Below are 16,442 nucleotides of genomic sequence, written 5' to 3' on the forward strand. Positions count from 1 at the left end.
TGCCGAATCGTCCAAATTCGCGCCTAGAATTGGCCACTATGGCACTCACCCCGCGCGCGCTCGTCGCCCGGCATTCGCTCGGCCTGCGGGTCCGTGCCGGGCGGGCCGGGCTCGACCGCGAGATCACGTGGGTGCACCCGACCGAGCTGGCCGATCCCTCGCCGTACCTCGACGGGGGCGAGCTGCTGCTCACCACGGGCCTCACCTTCGCGGCCGAGCAGGCGGGCGACTACGTCGGCAGGCTCGTCGGCGCGAACGTGACCGGCCTGGGCTTCGGGGTCGGGCTCAGTCACGCCGAGGTGCCCGGCGAACTCGTGGAGGCGGCGGAGCGAGTGGGGCTGCCGTTGCTGGAGGTGCCCGTGCCCACGCCGTTCATCGCGATCACCAAGGCGGTGTCGGCGGCGCTGGCTGCCGAACAGTACGAGTCGGTCGTGCGCACCGGCCGGGGCCAGCAGGAGCTGACCAGGACCGCGCTGCGGCGCAGCGGCCCCGGTGCGCTCGTGTGCAGGCTCGCGCAGCTCGTCGACGGCTGGGTGCTGCTGCTCGACGGCACGGGCGGGGTGCGGGAGTCCGCTCCGGCGTCGGCCCGGTCGTTCGCGGAGCCGCTGCGGGCCGAGCTGGACCGCGTGCGCACCGGCTCGCGGCTGGCGACCGTGGCGGGCGAGGAGGTGGTGGTGCAGGCGCTGGGCACGCGAACACGTGGGTTCCTCGCGGTGGGCAGGCCCACGCGGCTCGACGCGGCCGGTCAGCACATCGTCACCACGGCGACCGCTCTCCTCTCGCTTGCGCAGGAACGTGACCGGGCGCGGGGAGCGATGTTCCGGGGCCTGCGTGCGGGGCTGCTGCGGTTGTTGCTCGACGGCAGGACGGAGCTGGCGCTCGACACCGCCCGCACCGTCTTCGGTGACGCGCCCGCCGGGCCGGGGCCGGTGGTGGTCTTGGTGGGCGCGGCTCGGGCGAGGGCCGCGGCACTGGAGATCCTGGAGAGCGAGCACGAGCGCGCGTTCTTCGCCGAACACGGCGAGACCGTGGTGGTGCTGGGGGAGGAGCCGGAGATCCTGAACCTGCCGGAGCGGATCACCGGGCTGCACGCCGGGATCTCGTTGTCCACAGTGGACTTCGAACTGGCTCGACGGCGGGCGGAGCAGGCCGCCGAGGCGGCGCGGTCGGCGGGCAGGCCGACGGTCCGCCACGCCGACCACGCCGCGGACGGAGTTCTCGCGCTCATCGACCCGGCCGCGGCCCGAGGGTTCGCGCGCGAGCTGCTGGCTCCGTTGCGCGAGCACGACGCGACCGGCCGGGGCGAGCTGCTGGAGTCGCTGCGCTGCTGGCTGGAGCACAACGGGCATTGGGACGCCGCGGCGGCCAGGCTCGGCGTGCACCGGCACACGCTGCGCAACCGCATCACGAAGGTCGCCGAGCTGACCGGCCGCGACCTCGGCTCGCCCGGCGTGCGCGCGGAGCTGTGGCTCGCCCTGCAGGTCTGATCAGGTGCCGGCGAAGGAGTCCAGCGCCCTGCGCAGAGCGGCGAGCATCCCGGGATCGGTGATCGCGTGACCCGCGCCCTCGAGCAGCACCAGCTCCGAGTCCGGCCACGCGCGGTGCAGCTCGTACGCCGTCGCCGGCGGGCATACCGCGTCGTAGCGGCCCTGCACCAGCACGCCGGGGATGCCGGCCAGCTTGCCCGCGTCGCGGATCAGTTGCCCGTCCTCCAGCCACGCGTCGTTGGCGAAGTAGTGCAGCGCGATGCGAGCGAACGGCACCGCGAACGAGGGCGCGCTGTAGCCCACCCGGTAGCCCTGCTGCGGCACGATCGAGACGATCGCGCCCTCCCACGCACTCCAGGCCACCGCCGCCCGCTCGGCGACCGTGCGATCGGGGTCGTCGAGCAGCCGCCGGTACGCGTCGACGAGGTCGCCGCGCTGGTCCTCGGGCACCGGCGCGAGGTAGTCGGCCCACTCCTCGGGGAAGAGGTTCGCCGCGCCGCCGTTGTAGATCCAGTCCAGCTCGCTGCGCCTGGCGGTGAACACGCCACGCAGCACGAGTTCGCTGACGCGCTCGGGGTGCGTCTCGGCGTAGGCCAGCGCGAGCGTCGCGCCCCATGAGCCGCCGAACACCAGCCAGCGCTCGATGCCGAGGTGCTCGCGCAGCTTCTCCAGGTCCGCCACGAGGTGCCAGGTGGTGTTGGCGGAGAGGTCGGCCTCTGGATCGCTGACGTGCGGCGTGCTGCGCCCCGCGCCGCGCTGGTCGAACAGCACGATCCGGTACGCGGCCGGGTCGAAGTGGCGACGGCTCAACGGCGCGCTCCCGCTGCCGGGCCCGCCGTGGAGCACCACGGCGGGCTTACCGGCGGGATTGCCGCTGACCTCCCAGTACAGGGAGTGGCCGTCGCCGACGTCGAGCATTCCCGAGGTGTGCGGCGAGAGCGCCGGGTACAGCTCCTCCATGTGGCTCCACGCCTCCAGCCGTGAACGTCTCCGCGACGTTCATAGCACCCGGGTCAGTGGAAGGCGTGCTCCGGGGCGGGGAACTCGCCGCGGCGGACCTCGTCGGCAAACGCCTGCGCGGCGGTGGAGAGCACCCCCGCCACGTCCGCGTACCGCTTGACGAATCGCGGCGCCTTGCCTCGGCGCAGGCCCGCCATGTCCTGCCACACCAGCACCTGCGCGTCACAGTCCGGGCCCGCCCCGATGCCGATGGTCGGGATCTTCAGCTCGTGGGTCACGCGCTTGGCGGCTTCGGCGGGCACCATCTCCATCACGACGGAGAACGCACCCGCCTCCTGCAGCGCCAGCGCGTCGGCGAGGAGGTCGTCGGCCGCGGAGCCGCGGCCCTGCACCCGGTAGCCGCCGAGGTTGTGCTCGCTCTGCGGCGTGAACCCGATGTGCCCCATCACGGGGATGCCTGCCGAGGTCAGTGCCTCGACGTGCGCCGCGAACCGGCGCCCGCCCTCGAGCTTGACGGCGTGCGCGCGGCCCTCCTTCATGAACCGCACGGACGTCTCGAGCGCCTGCTGCGGCGAGAGCTGGTAGGAGCCGAACGGCAGGTCGGCCACCACGAGCGCCCGCTTGACCGAGCGCGTCACCGCGCGGACCAGAGGGAGCAGCTCGTCGACCGTCACCGGCAGCGAGGTGTCGTAGCCGAACACGTTGTTGGCGGCCGAGTCGCCGACCAGCAGCACCGGAATGCCCGCCTCGTCGAACAGCTCGGCCGTGTACATGTCGTAGGCGGTGAGCATGGGCCACGGCTCGCCGCGTTCCTTCAGCTCACGGAGGTGGTGAATGCGGACCTTCTTGCGCGGCGGAGTGGCCTGCGCCGAGGGGCCGGAACCGTAAGGTGCGGAGACTTCGCCCGCGTTGTCAGGCATGGACATCGTCGTCGACCGTCCTTCCCTCGAGGCCTCGTGCGAGGTCCCCGGGTCGTGGATCGCTGATGACACGAGCGTGGCACCGCGAAGGGTCCCGTCCAAGTCCCTGCGACCAGCTTCACACGCCGGAGCGGGGAGTCCGGGCGAACCTGTTGGGTTCCCGACTGATCGCCCAGCGTGATAAGTACTTCGCCATGCTGCCGACCCTGAACCGCATCCACACTCTCGCGGCGGTCCGCGTGGCCGGAGTGGGGCTGGTCGGCATCGGCACCACCGCTCAAGTGGGCTGGATGGCCGAGTTCTTCCTCGACACAGGGCTTTCCCCGCTGCACGCCGCGCCCAACGACCTCAGCGCGCGGGGACAGCCGTACGGGGAGCTGTTCCGCACCCTGGAGCTCACGGCGGGAATCGCGTTCCTGCTGGCCTGCCCGCCGCTCGCGCGGCTGGCGCCCGTGCAGTGGCGGGCACGGACGACGATCGTGGCGGTCGGGGTCTTCGGTGCGCTGCTGATCCTGCGAGCCGCGTTCCCCCTCGACTGTGCCTCGTCGATCGAGTCGATGTGCCGGCAGTCCGCGCACTCGGTGTCCCACAACCTCAACTTCGTGATCTCCGTGCTGTTGAGCGTGGTCTACGTGCTCGGCCCGGTGACATTGCTGCTCTGGTGGGAGGGGCGCTGGCGGATCGTGCCCTCGATCATCGTGGCGGTGGAGTCGGCGGCGTGGGTGGCGCTCGTAGCGCTGAGCGTGGCGGCATCCGGCCAGTTCGTGGGCCTGGTGATGCGGATGCAGCTGCTCGGCGGCGCCGCGGTGCTCGTGTGCGGCGGGACGTACCTGCTCACCACGGGTCGGCACGTGCGGACGCGATGGGAGGATTCGCGCGGGTGAGCGCCGTGCGGACGGGGAGGAGGTGGCATGCCCGGGTTGGTCGGTCCGGTCGCCGATGAGCGGGAGGCGCTCCTCGGGTACCTCGCGCAGCAGCGCTACGTCCTGTGCCTGGCGGCGTACGGCCTCACCGACGAGCAGGCGAGGGCGACACCGACCGTCAGCGCGCTCAGCGTCGGCGGGTTGATCAAGCACGTGGCGGCGACGGAGCGGGGCTGGCTGAGGACGGTGCTCGGCCACGTCCCCGACGGCGGAGCCGACTTCGGGATGGCCCCTGGGGAGACGCTCGCCGACGTGATCACCGAGTACGAGCTCGTGGCCACGGAGACCGAGGAGATCGTCGCCGGGATCGACGACCTCGGCAGGCCCGTGCCCGTGCCCAAGGACGTGCCGTGGTTCCCCGACGACGTGGGGGCGTGGTCGGTGCGCTGGGTGCTGTTGCGGGTGATCGAGGAGACGGCGCGCCACGCGGGGCACGCCGACATCCTGCGCGAGTCGATCGACGGGGCCACCGCGTTCCCCCTCATGGCGGCGGCCGAGGGCTGGCCGGAGACGCCGTTCCTGAAGCCGTGGCGCTACAGGTCGAACAACGTGGGCTCCTCGACGTGAACGCCCTCGATGGCCAGGATCTCCAGCTTCGTCCTCGTGCCGCCGTGCGCGGAGAAGCCGCCCTTCTTGCCGCCGGCCGCCAGGATGCGGTGGCACGGCACGATGGGCGCGAACGGGTTGCTGCCGAGTGCCTGGCCCACCGCGCGGGCGGAACCGGGATCGCCGAGCTGTGCCGCGATCTCGCCGTAGGTCATGGTCCGCCCCACCGGGATCGCGAGCGCGACCTCGTAGACGCGCGCGTGGAAGGGCGGCACGCGGCTGAGGTCCAGGGGCACGTGGGCGAGCTCGGGTGAGTCCTCGCCACGCAGGAGGGCCCTGACGGCGTCGACGGCGCGCCGGACGTGTTCGGGCGGTTCCTGCTCGACGGCATCCGGGAAGCGTCGCGCGATGCGGGCGCGCGTCCGTTCCTCACCGCCCTCTGGCAGCTGGCTGCCGATTACGGCGTGCTCGTTCCACGCGATGCCGCAGTGCCCGATCGGCGTCTCGTACACCGCGAACCCCTGTGTCGCCACGATCCGCACGCTACGCCCCCGGTCCGACAGAATCGCGGCCCTGAGGGAGCAAGGGAGCTTTGCTCCCGTTTTTCGGAAGCGGGGGACCCTTTGCTCCGGCCAGACGGGAGCGAGGGAGCTTTGCTCCCGTCTAGGCCTCAGTGTGTCTCGCGCCAGGCGTTCGTCATGGGCAACCGGCGGTCCCGCCCGAACGCCTTGAAGGTGATCTTCGTGCCCGGCGGATACTGCCTGCGCTTGTACTCGGCCTTGTCCACCATGCGCACGACCCGGTCGACCACCTCGGCGTCGAAGCCGGCCGCGAGCAGGTCCTTGAAGCCGCGGTCGCCCTCCACGTAGTCGTCGAGAATGTCGTCGAGCAGCGGGTAGTCGGGCAGCGAGTCCGTGTCGAGCTGACCGGGGCGCAGCTCCGCCGACGGCGGCTTGCTGATCGAGTTCTCCGGGATCGGCGGGGTCTCGCCCCGTTTCTCTGCCTCGGCGTTGCGCCACCGGGCGAGCGCCCAGACGTGGGTCTTGAACACGTCCTTGATCGGCGCGAAGCCACCGACGGCGTCGCCGTAGATCGTCGAGTAGCCCACGGCCAGCTCGGTCTTGTTCCCGGTGGCCAGCACCAGGTGACCCTCCAGGTTGGACAGCGCCATGAGCAGCATGCCCCGGGTGCGGGCCTGGATGTTCTCCTCGGCGAGACCGGTCCCCGCGAGCGAGAGCTGGTCCACGTACACCTTCACCATGTCCGCCACCGGTTCGGTCCGGAAGTGGCAGCCGAGCCTGCGCGCCAGTTCCGCGGCGTCCGAACGGGAGTGCTCCGACGAGTACTCCGACGGCATCGACACCCCGTGCACGGCGTCCGGCCCGAGCGCGTCGACAGCCAGCGCGGCGGTGACGGCCGAGTCGATGCCGCCCGAGAAGCCGAAGATCACCGAGCGGAAGCCGTTCTTGCGGACGTAGTCCCGCAGGCCGGTCACGAGTGCCGACCACACCTCGGCGTCCTCCGACAGCGGCTCGCTGATCGTCGGCTCCGGCAGCGGCTCGTAGGCGGGCAGCGGTTCGGCGTTCAGTATCCGGCGGCTGACGCGCAGCCCGGCGAACTCGCCCTCGGCGGAGTGGCCGCCCGCGGGGAGGTCCAGATCCAGCACCTGCAGGTGCTCCACGAACTGCGGCGCGCGGGCGAGCAGTTGCCCGTCCGCGCCGACGACGATCGAGTCACCGTCGAAGACGAGGTCGTCCTGACCACCGACCTGGTTGGTGTAGACGACGGGGGCCCCAGCCTCGCGGGCGCGCCCGGCGACCAGCGGCAGGCGCACGTCGTCCTTCGACTTCTCGTACGGCGAGGCGTTCGGCGACACGATCAGGTCCACGCCTGCCTCGCCGAGCGCGGACACCGGCCCGCCGTCCTGCCAGAGGTCCTCGCAGATCACCATCCCGATGTCGAGCCCGTGCAGCCGGACCACGTCGAGCGTGTGGCCGGGCTTGAAGTTGCGGCGCTCGTCGAAGACGCCGTAGTTGGGCAGATGGTGCTTGAACTGGCTCGCCACGATCTCGCCGCCGAGCAGCGCGGCGGCCGCGTTGCGCGGGCCCTCCTCGTCCTGGTCGAGGTAGCCGACGTAGGTCAGCATCTCGCCGCAGCCGGCGTCGGCCAGCGATCGGGCGACGGTCTCGACCTGGGCCCGGGACGCCTGTGCGAACGCCTTGCGCAGCGCGAGGTCCTCGACCGGGTAACCGGTGAGGGACATCTCGGGGAAGACGGTGACGTGCGCGCCGGCCTCCGCGGCCTTGCGCGCCCAGTCGACGATCAGTTCGGAGTTGCCGGTCAGGTCGCCGACGGTCGGGTTCACCTGGGCCAGTGCGATGCGCAGTTGCGGCATGCCCCCATTCTCGCGCACGGCCGCGCCGATGCTCATGTGTCGGCGCGCACCCGGGTGTCCCACCCGCCTCAGGAACCCCACGAAAATGGGAGCAAGGGAGCTTTACTCCCGCGAAACGAGAGCAAAGCTCCCTTGCTCCCCCGATGAGCCTCCGCTCAGCCGCGCTTTTTCCGCAGTAGCCCGCGCACCTTCTTCAACGCCTGCTCGGCGTCGGAGTCGAACGGGTTGTCCTGCACCAGGTAGGTCCACGTCGAGGTCGGCCTGCGCACGCCCGCCGCCGCGAGGTCGATGCCGTCCTCGGTGATCTCGGCCTCCACCAGCGTCTTCGCCGACCGCTTCTCAGCCTCGCCACGGATCTTGTGGAACTCCGGGATCGCCGCGCGGTGGAACTCGTCCAGGGGGGTCTCCCGCGCCATCGCCCGCAGGTGGATCGTCTCGCGCACGTCGGTCAGGAACGCCAGGTGGTCCGCCCACAGCTGGTCGAGGTGGTACAGCAGCACCTCACGGCACACCCGCGTGAGCGCGTCCTCGTCCAGCGTCTCCGCCAGCTCCTTGAACCGGTCCGGCTCCGCCGCCTCCAGCAGCTCCCGAGCCGCCTCGGTGCCCAGGATCTCCTCCCGCCACTTCAGCAGCTCGGCCCGCTGATGCTCGATCAGCCGGGTGTAGCGCCACGTGTTGCGGTGGATCTCCAGGTCCACGCCCTCGGCCACCCGCTGCGCGTGGTTGATCTGCCGGTGCGCGGCCGGGTCCGTGATCTCCCCGGTCTCGTCGTCGGCCTCGATGCCCTCCGGTACGTCCGGAGCGTTCGCCAGCACCAGCTCGTCGTTGAGGCTCGCGAAGAACACCGAGCTGCCAGGGTCTCCCTGGCGGCCCGCGCGCCCGCGCAGCTGATCGTCGAGCCTGCTGCTCGGGTACCGCGCCGTGCCGATGACGTGCAGCCCACCCAGCTCGGCCACCCGCTCCCGGTCCGCCCCGTCGGCGCCGCCGAGGCGGATGTCGGTGCCCCGGCCCGCCATCTGAGTCGACACCGTGATCCGGTCGTACGTACCCGCCTCCGCGATGATCGCCGCTTCCTCGGCGTCGTTGCGGGCGTTCAGCACCACGCACGGCAGGCCCGCCTTCGCGAGCTTCTCCGCCAGCTCCTCCGACTCGGCAACGTCCTGGGTCCCGACGAGGATCGGCCGTCCGCTCTCGTGCACGGTGCGGATCTCCTCGACGATCGCCCGCAGCTTCTTGCCGGGCGACGCGTAGATCCGGTCAGGCGAGTCCTCGCGGATGTTCGGCGTGTTCGGCGGGATCACCGCCACCTCGAGCTTGTAGAACTCGCGCAGCTGCTCGGCCACCGCCACCGCCGTGCCCGTCATGCCCGCCACCTGCGGATACCCGGCCAGCAGCGCCTGCACGGTGATCGAGTCGAGGATCTCGCCGTGGTCCGATGGCGCCAGCTGCTCCTTCGCCTCCACGGCCGCCTGCAGCCCGTCCGGCCACCGCTGCAGCTCGGCGACCCGGCCCCGCGAGGCGTTGATGAGCTGCACCTTGCCGTCGCGCACCAGGTAGTCGACGTCGCGCGTGAGCAGCGCGTGGGCGTGCAGCGCGACGTTCACCGACGCGAGCCGGTCGGAGCCCTCCTCGTCGTACAGGTCCACCCCGCCGAGCGACTTCTCCACCACCGACGCGCCCGCCGACGTGAGCCATACGTTGCGGCCGTCCGCGTCGGTCTCGTAGTGCAGGCCCGGACGCAGCCGTCGGACGATGTTGGCGACCTCCTCGTCGGCGACCCCCGCGTCCACCGACCCGGCCATCACGAGCGGCACGCGGGCCTCGTCCACCAGCACCGAGTCGGCCTCGTCGACGATCGCCACGTCCGGCGACGCCTGCGCGCGGTCTTCCTCCCGCGTGATCAGCCGGTCGCGCAGCACGTCGAACCCGATCTCGCTCACCGCGCCGTAGCAGACCTCGGCCGAGTACGCCTCGCGCCGCTCCTCCGCGGTGAGCGACGGCTCCACCCAGCCGACCCGCACGCCCAGCCGCTCGTACACCGGGCGCATCCACTCCGCGTCGCGGCGGGCGAGGTAGTCGTTCACCGAGATGACGTGCACGCGCTTGCCCTGCAGCGCGTACCCTGCCGCCGCCAGCGCGCCGGCGAGTGTCTTGCCCTCGCCTGTCGCCATCTGCACCACGTGGCCGGACAGCAGGCCCATCGTGCCGAGCAGCTGCACGTCGAACGCGCGCTCGCCGAGCCCGCGGCGGGCCGCCTCCCGGCCGAGCGCACACAGGGCGATCAGCTGCTCGTTGCCGAAGGAGTCCACCTTCCGCAGCGCGGCGGCGGCGTCGGTGAGCTGTTCGTCGGAGAGGCCCTCCAGCTCGGATTCCCGCTTCTCGATCGCGGGGAGCAGCGCCTCGTAGCGCGTGAGCTCCACGCTCCCCGGGCGCTGGATGATCCTGCGCAGCCGTTTGCCCACCCGGCTCATCAACGCCACCCGTGGTCTCCCATCTCGAGTCTCTGCCACGCCCAACGCAATGCTGGTGCCGTCGAGTTCCTGTGCCAATGGCACGATCGACATGTGCCCGCGCAGAAACGCTACCTGTCCCTGGCTGCCTGTCTACTCGCCTTGAGCGGGTTGGTGGCCTGCTCGTCGGCCTCGGACTCGGAGCCGAGGTCGGAGCCGACCGGGCCGACCGGCCCCGTGCCCGCCGGCCTCGACCGGTTCTACGGCCAGGCGCTGGACTGGGGCGACTGTGCGCCCTACGCGACATCGGACAGCGCCCGCTCCACGTTTCAGGGCGACGGCCTCGAATGCGCGCGGCTGACCGTGCCGCTCGACTACTCCGATCCCGAGGGCACCACGATCACCCTCGGCGTGCTGCGCCAGCGGGCCAGCGGCGACGACAAGATCGGATCCCTCGTGCTCAACCCCGGCGGTCCGGGTGCGTCCGGGATGACCGCCGCGGCCTCGCTCGCCCCCGGTGTCGCGAACCAGGAGCTGGGCGAGCGCTTCGACATCGTCGGCTTCGACCCGCGCGGGATCGGCGCGAGCGAGCCCGCCGTGCAGTGCCTCACCGGCGACGAGCGCGACGCGGATCGCGGTGACGACTCCGAGCTCGACGGCACCCCGCAGGGCGTCGCCGAGACGGAGCGGCAGGAGCGGGAGTTCGCGCAGCGGTGTGCCCAGCGCACCGAACACGGCAAGGACATGCTGGCCCACCTCGGCACGCGCGACGTCGTGAAGGACCTCGACGTGCTGCGCTCGGTGCTCGGCGACGAGAAGCTCAGCTACCTCGGCTACTCCTACGGCACGCGCATCGGCTACACCTACGCCGAGGCGTTCCCCAAGAACGTGCGCGCGCTCGTGCTCGACGGTGCGCTCGACCCGGAGCAGGACCTCGTGGAGTCGCTGGTCGCGCAGGGCGAGGGCTTCGGCAAGGCGTTCGGCGAGTTCGCCGGCTGGTGTGCGCAGCAGCAGGATTGTGCGCTGGGCAGCGACCCCGCCGGCGCGACCAAGGCCTACCAGGACCTCACCCGCCCGCTCATCGACAACCCCGTCCAGGTCGGCGACGGGCGTGGCCTCTCCTACGAGGACGCCACCACCGGCACCATCCAGGCGCTCTACACCGAGCAGCTGTGGGAGCACCTCAACAGCGCGCTCGGCGAGCTGAGGCAGGGCCGGGGCAGCGCGCTCATGGGGCTCGCCGACATGTACAACGAGCGGAGCGCGAGCGGCGAGTACTCGACCACGCAGGACGCGTTCGTCGCCGTCCGCTGTGTCGACGACCCGAGGGTCACGGACAAGAACAAGATCCGCGAGGCGCAGGAGCGCTACGCCAAGGTCGCGCCGTTCCTCGACCCGGGAACGCCCCCGTCGTCGGCCCGTGACGCGTGCACCTTCTGGCCTGTGCCCAACACCTCGGAGCCCCACCTGCCGAACGTCGAGGGCGTGCCGCCCGCCCTCGTCATCTCCACGACCAACGACCCGGCGACCCCGTACCAGGCCGGAGTCAACCTGGCGAAGGCGATGAAGGGAGCTTTGCTCACGTACGAGGGCAACCAGCACACGGTGTTCCTGCAGGGCGTCTCCTGCGTCGACGACATCGGCGTCGAGTACCTCGTCGAGGGCACACTCCCCGAAGAAGGGGCCCGCTGCTAGTCCTGCATGCTCTCGACGGGCCGGTTGTGGTCGGAGAGCGCGAGTTCGAGCATCACCGAGCCCTCGTTCTTCTGCCGCGGCGGCACCTGGATCCAGAGCCGGAGAAGGTTGCGGTTCTGCTGCTCGCTGACCCAGAACTTCACGTCGACGTCGGCCTGGATGCCCGGCACGAGCTGCGAGACGACCTTTCGCGACAGCTCGCCGTTGACCCGGTACGCGGTCACGTCGTCGAGCTCCTCGCGGGTCTCGGTCTGCAGCGCGGTCGCGTGGGTGAGCAGCTGGTAGAGGCCGTGCTCCGGGTCGAGGATCCGGGCGGGCACGAACTGCTCGGGCACGGCCTGCTCGAACTGGTCGCCGTCGCGGTCGGTCAGCCGTAGCCGGTCGCCGGAGAGCAGGAAGTCGTACTGCGCCCGGTCGGTGTGCCGCTGCACGTCGGCGTCACCGCGCGCGTAGCCGTACCGCCCGTCCGAGCGCCGTGCCACGCCGTCGACGGCGCGGATGGAAAGCCCGGGGATCGCACTACTCACGCGGAAGTCGAACCGCACGCTCTCGAGGTCGCGCAGGGCATCGGCCGAGGCGTCGACCAGCGTGGCTCCGTCGGGCAGGGGGCCGCTGGTGCCCGGCGCCGACGTGCAGCCGGTGAGCAACCCGAGCGCGAGGACGACGAGCAGGATCCGTCGGGACACCATGCGACCTACGTTAGCGGTGCGTTTCGACCCTTTCGCTCACGCCTCCCGCTCGCTGGGAGAACGTTTTCCGGTACGCCAGCGGGGACACCCCGATCGCCGCGTTGAGGTGCTGGCGCAGCGACGCCGCGCTGCCGAGACCCGACTCGGCGGCGACCCGGTCGACGGGCAGGTCCGTCGTCTCGAGCAGATGCCGCGCGTGGAGCACTCGCTGCCGCGTCAGCCACGTGTGCGGCGGCAGGCCGGTCTCCTCCCGGAAGCGCCTGCTGAACGTCCGCAGGCTCATGTTGGCGTGGGCCGCGAGCGTGGCCAGATCGAGCGGCTCGCCGAGCCGTTCCAGCGCCCACGCCCTCGTCGGCGCCGTGCTGCCGACCCCGGCCTCGACCAGCGGCCGGTCGATGAACTGCGACTGCCCGCCGTCCCGCCACGGCGGCACCACGCAGTAGCGGGCGGCGGAGTTGGCGACCTCGCTGCCGTGATCGGCGCGGATGACGTGCAGGCAAAGGTCGGCGCCCGCGGCCAGCCCGGCCGAGCTCAGCACGTCGCCGTCGTCGACGAACAGCACGTTCTCGTCGAGACGGACCTTCGGGTAGAGGGCGCGGAAGTCCTGGGCGAAGGCCCAGTGCGTGGTGGCGGGCCTGCCATCGAGCAGGCCGGCCGCACCGAGCACGAAGGCACCCGTGCAGATCGACATGATCCGCGCGTGCGCGGGCACGCGATCCAGCGCGGCCGCGATGTCGTCGGGCAGCGTGCCGTGGCGGCGGGGTCCTTCGACGTGCGTGCCGGGGATGATCACGGTGTCGGCGTCGTCGAGCGCCTCCGGTCCGTGTTCGAGCACGGCGCTGTAGCCGGCGCTGACGCGCACCGGTTGGTCGTCGACCCCGCAGATCCGCACGTCGTAGAGCGGTCGGCCGTTCCGCCGGGCGGCCTTGAAGATCGCGGGCGGAATCTGCATGTCGTAGCCGACGGCTTCGGAGATCGCGAGTACGACGACCCTGTGCATGGCAAGATTCTTGCACATATTGGCATTCTTGCCGCTCGTGTGGATCATCGTTGTTCTTCAGGCTGTTGCCCGTGACCGAAGTTCGCGCCGTACCGCTGCGTTCCCGCCGTGTCCACTGGGCCTGGCTCGTCGCCGTGGCCGCGTTCGTCGCCCTCGTCGGCGCTGCCGGCTTCCGGGCGGCCCCGAGCGTGCTGATCGACCCGCTGCATCACGAGTTCGGCTGGTCACGGGGCACGATCTCGGCGGCCGTGTCGATCAACCTCCTGCTCTACGGCTTCATCTCCCCGTTCGCCGCCGCGCTGATGGAGCGGCTGGGCATGCGGCGCGTCGTCGCCGGTGCGCTGCTGCTCGTGGCGGCGGGCAGCGGGCTCACGGTCTTCATGACGGCGAGCTGGCAGCTGCTGCTGTGCTGGGGTGTGCTGGTCGGCACTGGTACCGGTGCGATGGCGCTGGCGTTCGTCGCGACCGTCACGAGCAGGTGGTTCGTGCGGCACCGGGGACTCGTGAGCGGGGTGCTCACGGCGGCGGGCGCCGCCGGACAGCTCGTCTTCCTGCCGTTGATCGCGGCGCTGGCGACCGAGCACGGCTGGCGACCCGCGTCGTTGACGGTGGCCGGTGCCGCGCTCGCCGTCGTGCCGGTGGTGCTGCTCCTGCTGCGTGACCGGCCCAGTGACGTCGGCACGACCCCGTACGGGGGAGAGGCGGAGGAGGAGCCGCCCCCGGCGCCGAAGGGCAGCGCGGTCCGTGCGCTCACCGTGCTGCGCGACGCCGCCCGCACGCCGACGTTCTGGCTGCTCGCTGGCGGATTCGCGATCTGTGGTGCCTCGACGAACGGTCTCATCGGCACCCACTTCGTGCCCGCGGCACACGACCACGGGATGCCCCACACCACCGCGGCCGGACTGCTGGCGCTGGTGGGCCTCTTCGACATCGCGGGCACGATCGCGTCGGGCTGGCTGACCGACCGCGTCGACCCGCGCTGGCTGCTCGGCGCCTACTACACCCTCAGAGGCGCCTCGCTGATCGTGCTGCCGCAGCTCTTCGCGCCCACCACCGAACCGCCGATGTGGGCGTTCATCGTCTTCTACGGCCTGGACTGGGTGGCCACGGTCCCGCCGACGGTCGCGCTGTGCCGGGAACGTTTCGGAATGGCGGGCCCGATCGTGTTCGGCTGGGTGTTCGCCTCGCACCAGGTGGGAGCGGCCTTCGCGGCGTTCGGTGCCGGGGTGACCCGCGACCACCTCGGCTCCTACGACCTCGCGTGGTACGTCGCGGGTGGGCTGTGCGCGTTCGCGGCCCTGATGTCGCTGCGGATTCGCCCGAACGAGCGCGCAACCCCGAAACATTGAGTTAACAAGCCGCGTTTAGGGTCGCGGCATGGATCGCCAGCAGGAGTTCGTGCTGCGCACGCTGGAGGAACGCGACATCCGGTTCGTGCGGCTCTGGTTCACCGACGTGCTCGGTTTTCTGAAGTCGGTCGCCGTGGCGCCCGCCGAGCTGGAGGGGGCCTTCAGCGAGGGGATCGGGTTCGACGGCTCGGCCATCGAGGGCTTTGCGCGCGTCTACGAGTCGGACATGGTCGCCAAGCCCGACCCGTCGACGTTCCAGGTGCTGCCCTGGGAGACGCCGGAGGGCGGGCACTACTCGGCGCGGATGTTCTGCGACATCGCGATGCCCGACGGCTCGCCGTCGTGGGCCGATCCCCGGCACGTGCTGCGCAGGCAGCTCTCGAAGGCGGGGGAGGCCGGCTTCACCTGCTACGTGCACCCGGAGATCGAGTTCTTCCTGCTCGCCAGCCTCCCCGAGGACGGCAGCGAGCCGGAGCCCGCGGACAACGGCGGCTACTTCGACCAGGCCAGCCACGCCACGGCGACCCACTTCCGCAGGCACGCCATCGAGGCGCTCGAGGCGATGGGCATCTCGGTGGAGTTCAGCCATCACGAGGGCGCTCCCGGCCAGCAGGAGATCGACCTGCGCTATGCCGACGCGCTGACGATGGCCGACAACGTCATGACGTTCCGGTACGTCGTCAAGGAGGTCGCCCTCACGCAGGGCGTGCGCGCGACGTTCATGCCGAAGCCCTTCACCGGCCAGCCCGGCTCTGGAATGCACACGCACGTCTCGCTATTCGAAGGTGATCAGAACGCCTTCTACAGCCCGGAGGATCCGTACGAGCTGTCGGACACGGGCAAGGCGTTCGTCGCGGGGCTCCTGCACCACGCGAGGGAGATCTCGGCGGTCACCAACCAGTGGGTCAACTCCTACAAGCGCCTGATCAGGGGCGGAGAAGCCCCGACGACGGTGTCGTGGGGAAGGGCGAACCGCTCGGCGCTGGTGAGGGTGCCGATGTACTCGCCCGGCAAGGCGTCGTCGCGCCGGGTGGAGATCCGCACGCTGGACTCGGCGTGCAACCCCTACCTCGCGTACTCGGTGATCCTCGCCGCCGGACTGAAGGGCGTTGAGAAGGGCTACGAGCTACCGCCCGCCGCCGAGGACAACATCTGGACGCTGTCGGACTCCGAGCGCAAGGCCGCCGGCTACGCCGAGCTGCCCCAGAACCTGGGTGAGGCGCTCACGGAGATGGAGCAGTCGGAGCTGCTGCCGGATGCCCTCGGCGAGCACGTCTACGACTTCTTCCTCCGGAACAAGCGCGTCGAGTGGGACAACTACCGGAGCGCGGTCACTCCCTACGAACTCCGCACGCTGCTGCCCGTGCTGTGAGAAACAGGCCCTGACCTGCGGATACTCACGTTAGGTACCCCCCTCGTTCCGGCCTGTTCCAGGGCGTGTAATCTTCTCTTCGTCGCCAGGAGCGGCCGGGACGAGCGGGTTGACACCGCGAAACGTACCGGGTAGCGTTACTGGTCGGCCCTGAAGCGGGTACAACTTCCGAGCTAAGTCTTCCGACATAAGTCTTGAAGTTGCACGACGCTTCGGGTCAAAAAGCTGGAAATACAACATCGTGTTGTTTGAGAACTCAACAGTGTGTTTGTGAGCTTGTAGTCTTTGATAGTTTTGCCCCTTTTTTGTGGGTTTCTTTGAGGCTATTGTTGTTTGATAGCCAGGTTTCTTTGACAGCATTGTTGGAGAGTTTGATCCTGGCTCAGGACGAACGCTGGCGGCGTGCTTAACACATGCAAGTCGAACGCTGAAGCCCAGCTTGCTGGGTGGATGAGTGGCGAACGGGTGAGTAACACGTGGGTAATCTGCCCTGTACTCTGGGATAAGCCTGGGAAACTGGGTCTAATACCGGATAGGACCATTGCAGGCATCTGTGGTGGTGGAAAGCTTCGGCGGTACAGGTTGAGCCCGCGGCCTATCAGCTTGTTGGTGGGGTGATGGCCTACCAAGGCGGTGACGGGTAGCCGGCCTGAGAG

Annotated in this window: 13 protein-coding genes and 1 rRNA gene; 7 read left to right on the forward strand and 7 right to left on the reverse strand. The window is 70.5% G+C overall.

Going from position 1 to position 16,442, the window contains the following annotated elements; genetic code table 11:
- Nucleotides 1–38 precede the first annotated feature (38 nt).
- Nucleotides 39–1,487 (forward strand): PucR family transcriptional regulator, encoded by a 1,449-nt coding sequence (locus tag FCN18_RS28770; protein ID WP_137096575.1) that lies wholly within the window; start codon nt 39–41, stop codon nt 1,485–1,487.
- Here FCN18_RS28770 and pip read toward each other — a convergent pair whose 3' ends face one another.
- Complete coding sequence (gene pip, locus FCN18_RS28775) at nt 1,488–2,447, reverse strand: prolyl aminopeptidase (RefSeq protein WP_137096576.1); 960 nt, start codon at nt 2,445–2,447, stop codon at nt 1,488–1,490.
- Nucleotides 2,448–2,500: 53 nt separating this feature from the next.
- Nucleotides 2,501–3,373 carry a 3-methyl-2-oxobutanoate hydroxymethyltransferase gene (gene panB, locus FCN18_RS28780; protein WP_113644853.1) on the reverse strand — a complete coding sequence of 291 codons (873 nt, stop codon included), beginning with the start codon at nt 3,371–3,373 and terminating at the stop codon, nt 2,501–2,503.
- Nucleotides 3,374–3,561: 188 nt separating this feature from the next.
- On the opposite strand from panB, the gene FCN18_RS28785 reads away from it, so the two are divergent.
- On the forward strand, nt 3,562–4,251 hold the full coding sequence (locus FCN18_RS28785; protein WP_112276150.1) for a DUF998 domain-containing protein: 690 nt from the start codon (nt 3,562–3,564) through the stop codon (nt 4,249–4,251).
- A 27-nt stretch (nt 4,252–4,278) separates the two neighbouring features.
- On the forward strand, nt 4,279–4,857 hold the full coding sequence (locus FCN18_RS28790) for a DinB family protein (protein ID WP_137096577.1): 579 nt from the start codon (nt 4,279–4,281) through the stop codon (nt 4,855–4,857).
- Here FCN18_RS28790 and FCN18_RS28795 read toward each other — a convergent pair.
- From FCN18_RS28795 to secA2, 3 genes are all read right to left on the reverse strand, one after another.
- Nucleotides 4,824–5,369: a methylated-DNA--[protein]-cysteine S-methyltransferase gene (locus FCN18_RS28795; RefSeq protein ID WP_170200614.1), complete on the reverse strand. Its 546-nt coding sequence runs from the start codon at nt 5,367–5,369 to the stop codon at nt 4,824–4,826. The genes FCN18_RS28790 and FCN18_RS28795 overlap by 34 nt on opposite strands.
- 137 nt (nt 5,370–5,506) lie before the next feature.
- A complete protein-coding gene (locus FCN18_RS28800; RefSeq protein WP_112276222.1) occupies nt 5,507–7,231 on the reverse strand; it encodes an NAD+ synthase in 1,725 nt (574 codons plus the stop codon).
- Between the two features lie 155 nt (nt 7,232–7,386).
- On the reverse strand, nt 7,387–9,711 hold the full coding sequence (gene secA2, locus FCN18_RS28805) for an accessory Sec system translocase SecA2 (protein ID WP_137096578.1): 2,325 nt from the start codon (nt 9,709–9,711) through the stop codon (nt 7,387–7,389).
- Between the two features lie 84 nt (nt 9,712–9,795).
- Here secA2 and FCN18_RS28810 point away from each other — a divergent pair, with 84 nt between their 5' ends.
- Nucleotides 9,796–11,376 carry an alpha/beta hydrolase gene (locus tag FCN18_RS28810; protein ID WP_170200615.1) on the forward strand — a complete coding sequence of 527 codons (1,581 nt, stop codon included), beginning with the start codon at nt 9,796–9,798 and terminating at the stop codon, nt 11,374–11,376.
- On the opposite strand, the gene FCN18_RS28815 is transcribed toward FCN18_RS28810, so the two are convergent.
- Both FCN18_RS28815 and FCN18_RS28820 read right to left on the reverse strand, forming a co-directional pair.
- Entirely contained in the window at nt 11,373–12,065 is a 693-nt protein-coding gene (locus FCN18_RS28815) for an LppX_LprAFG lipoprotein (protein WP_112276156.1), read from the reverse strand. The two genes, FCN18_RS28810 and FCN18_RS28815, sit on opposite strands and share 4 nt — an antisense overlap.
- Nucleotides 12,066–12,075: 10 nt before the next feature.
- Nucleotides 12,076–13,065, reverse strand: coding sequence for a GlxA family transcriptional regulator (locus FCN18_RS28820; protein WP_112276158.1), 990 nt, complete (start codon nt 13,063–13,065; stop codon nt 12,076–12,078).
- Nucleotides 13,066–13,136: 71 nt separating this feature from the next.
- On the opposite strand from FCN18_RS28820, the gene FCN18_RS28825 reads away from it, so the two are divergent.
- The 3 genes from FCN18_RS28825 to FCN18_RS28835 form a co-directional block, all read left to right on the forward strand.
- Nucleotides 13,137–14,414, forward strand: coding sequence for an MFS transporter (locus FCN18_RS28825; protein WP_228714170.1), 1,278 nt, complete (start codon nt 13,137–13,139; stop codon nt 14,412–14,414).
- Nucleotides 14,415–14,442: 28 nt separating this feature from the next.
- Nucleotides 14,443–15,786 carry a type I glutamate--ammonia ligase gene (gene glnA / locus FCN18_RS28830; RefSeq protein ID WP_112276160.1) on the forward strand — a complete coding sequence of 448 codons (1,344 nt, stop codon included), beginning with the start codon at nt 14,443–14,445 and terminating at the stop codon, nt 15,784–15,786.
- Between the two features lie 359 nt (nt 15,787–16,145).
- Nucleotides 16,146–16,442, forward strand: a 16S ribosomal RNA gene (locus FCN18_RS28835); the annotation flags it as partial.

Source organism: Prauserella endophytica, from assembly GCF_005146945.1.
In the GTDB taxonomy this organism is placed as follows: domain Bacteria; phylum Actinomycetota; class Actinomycetes; order Mycobacteriales; family Pseudonocardiaceae; genus Prauserella_A; species Prauserella_A endophytica.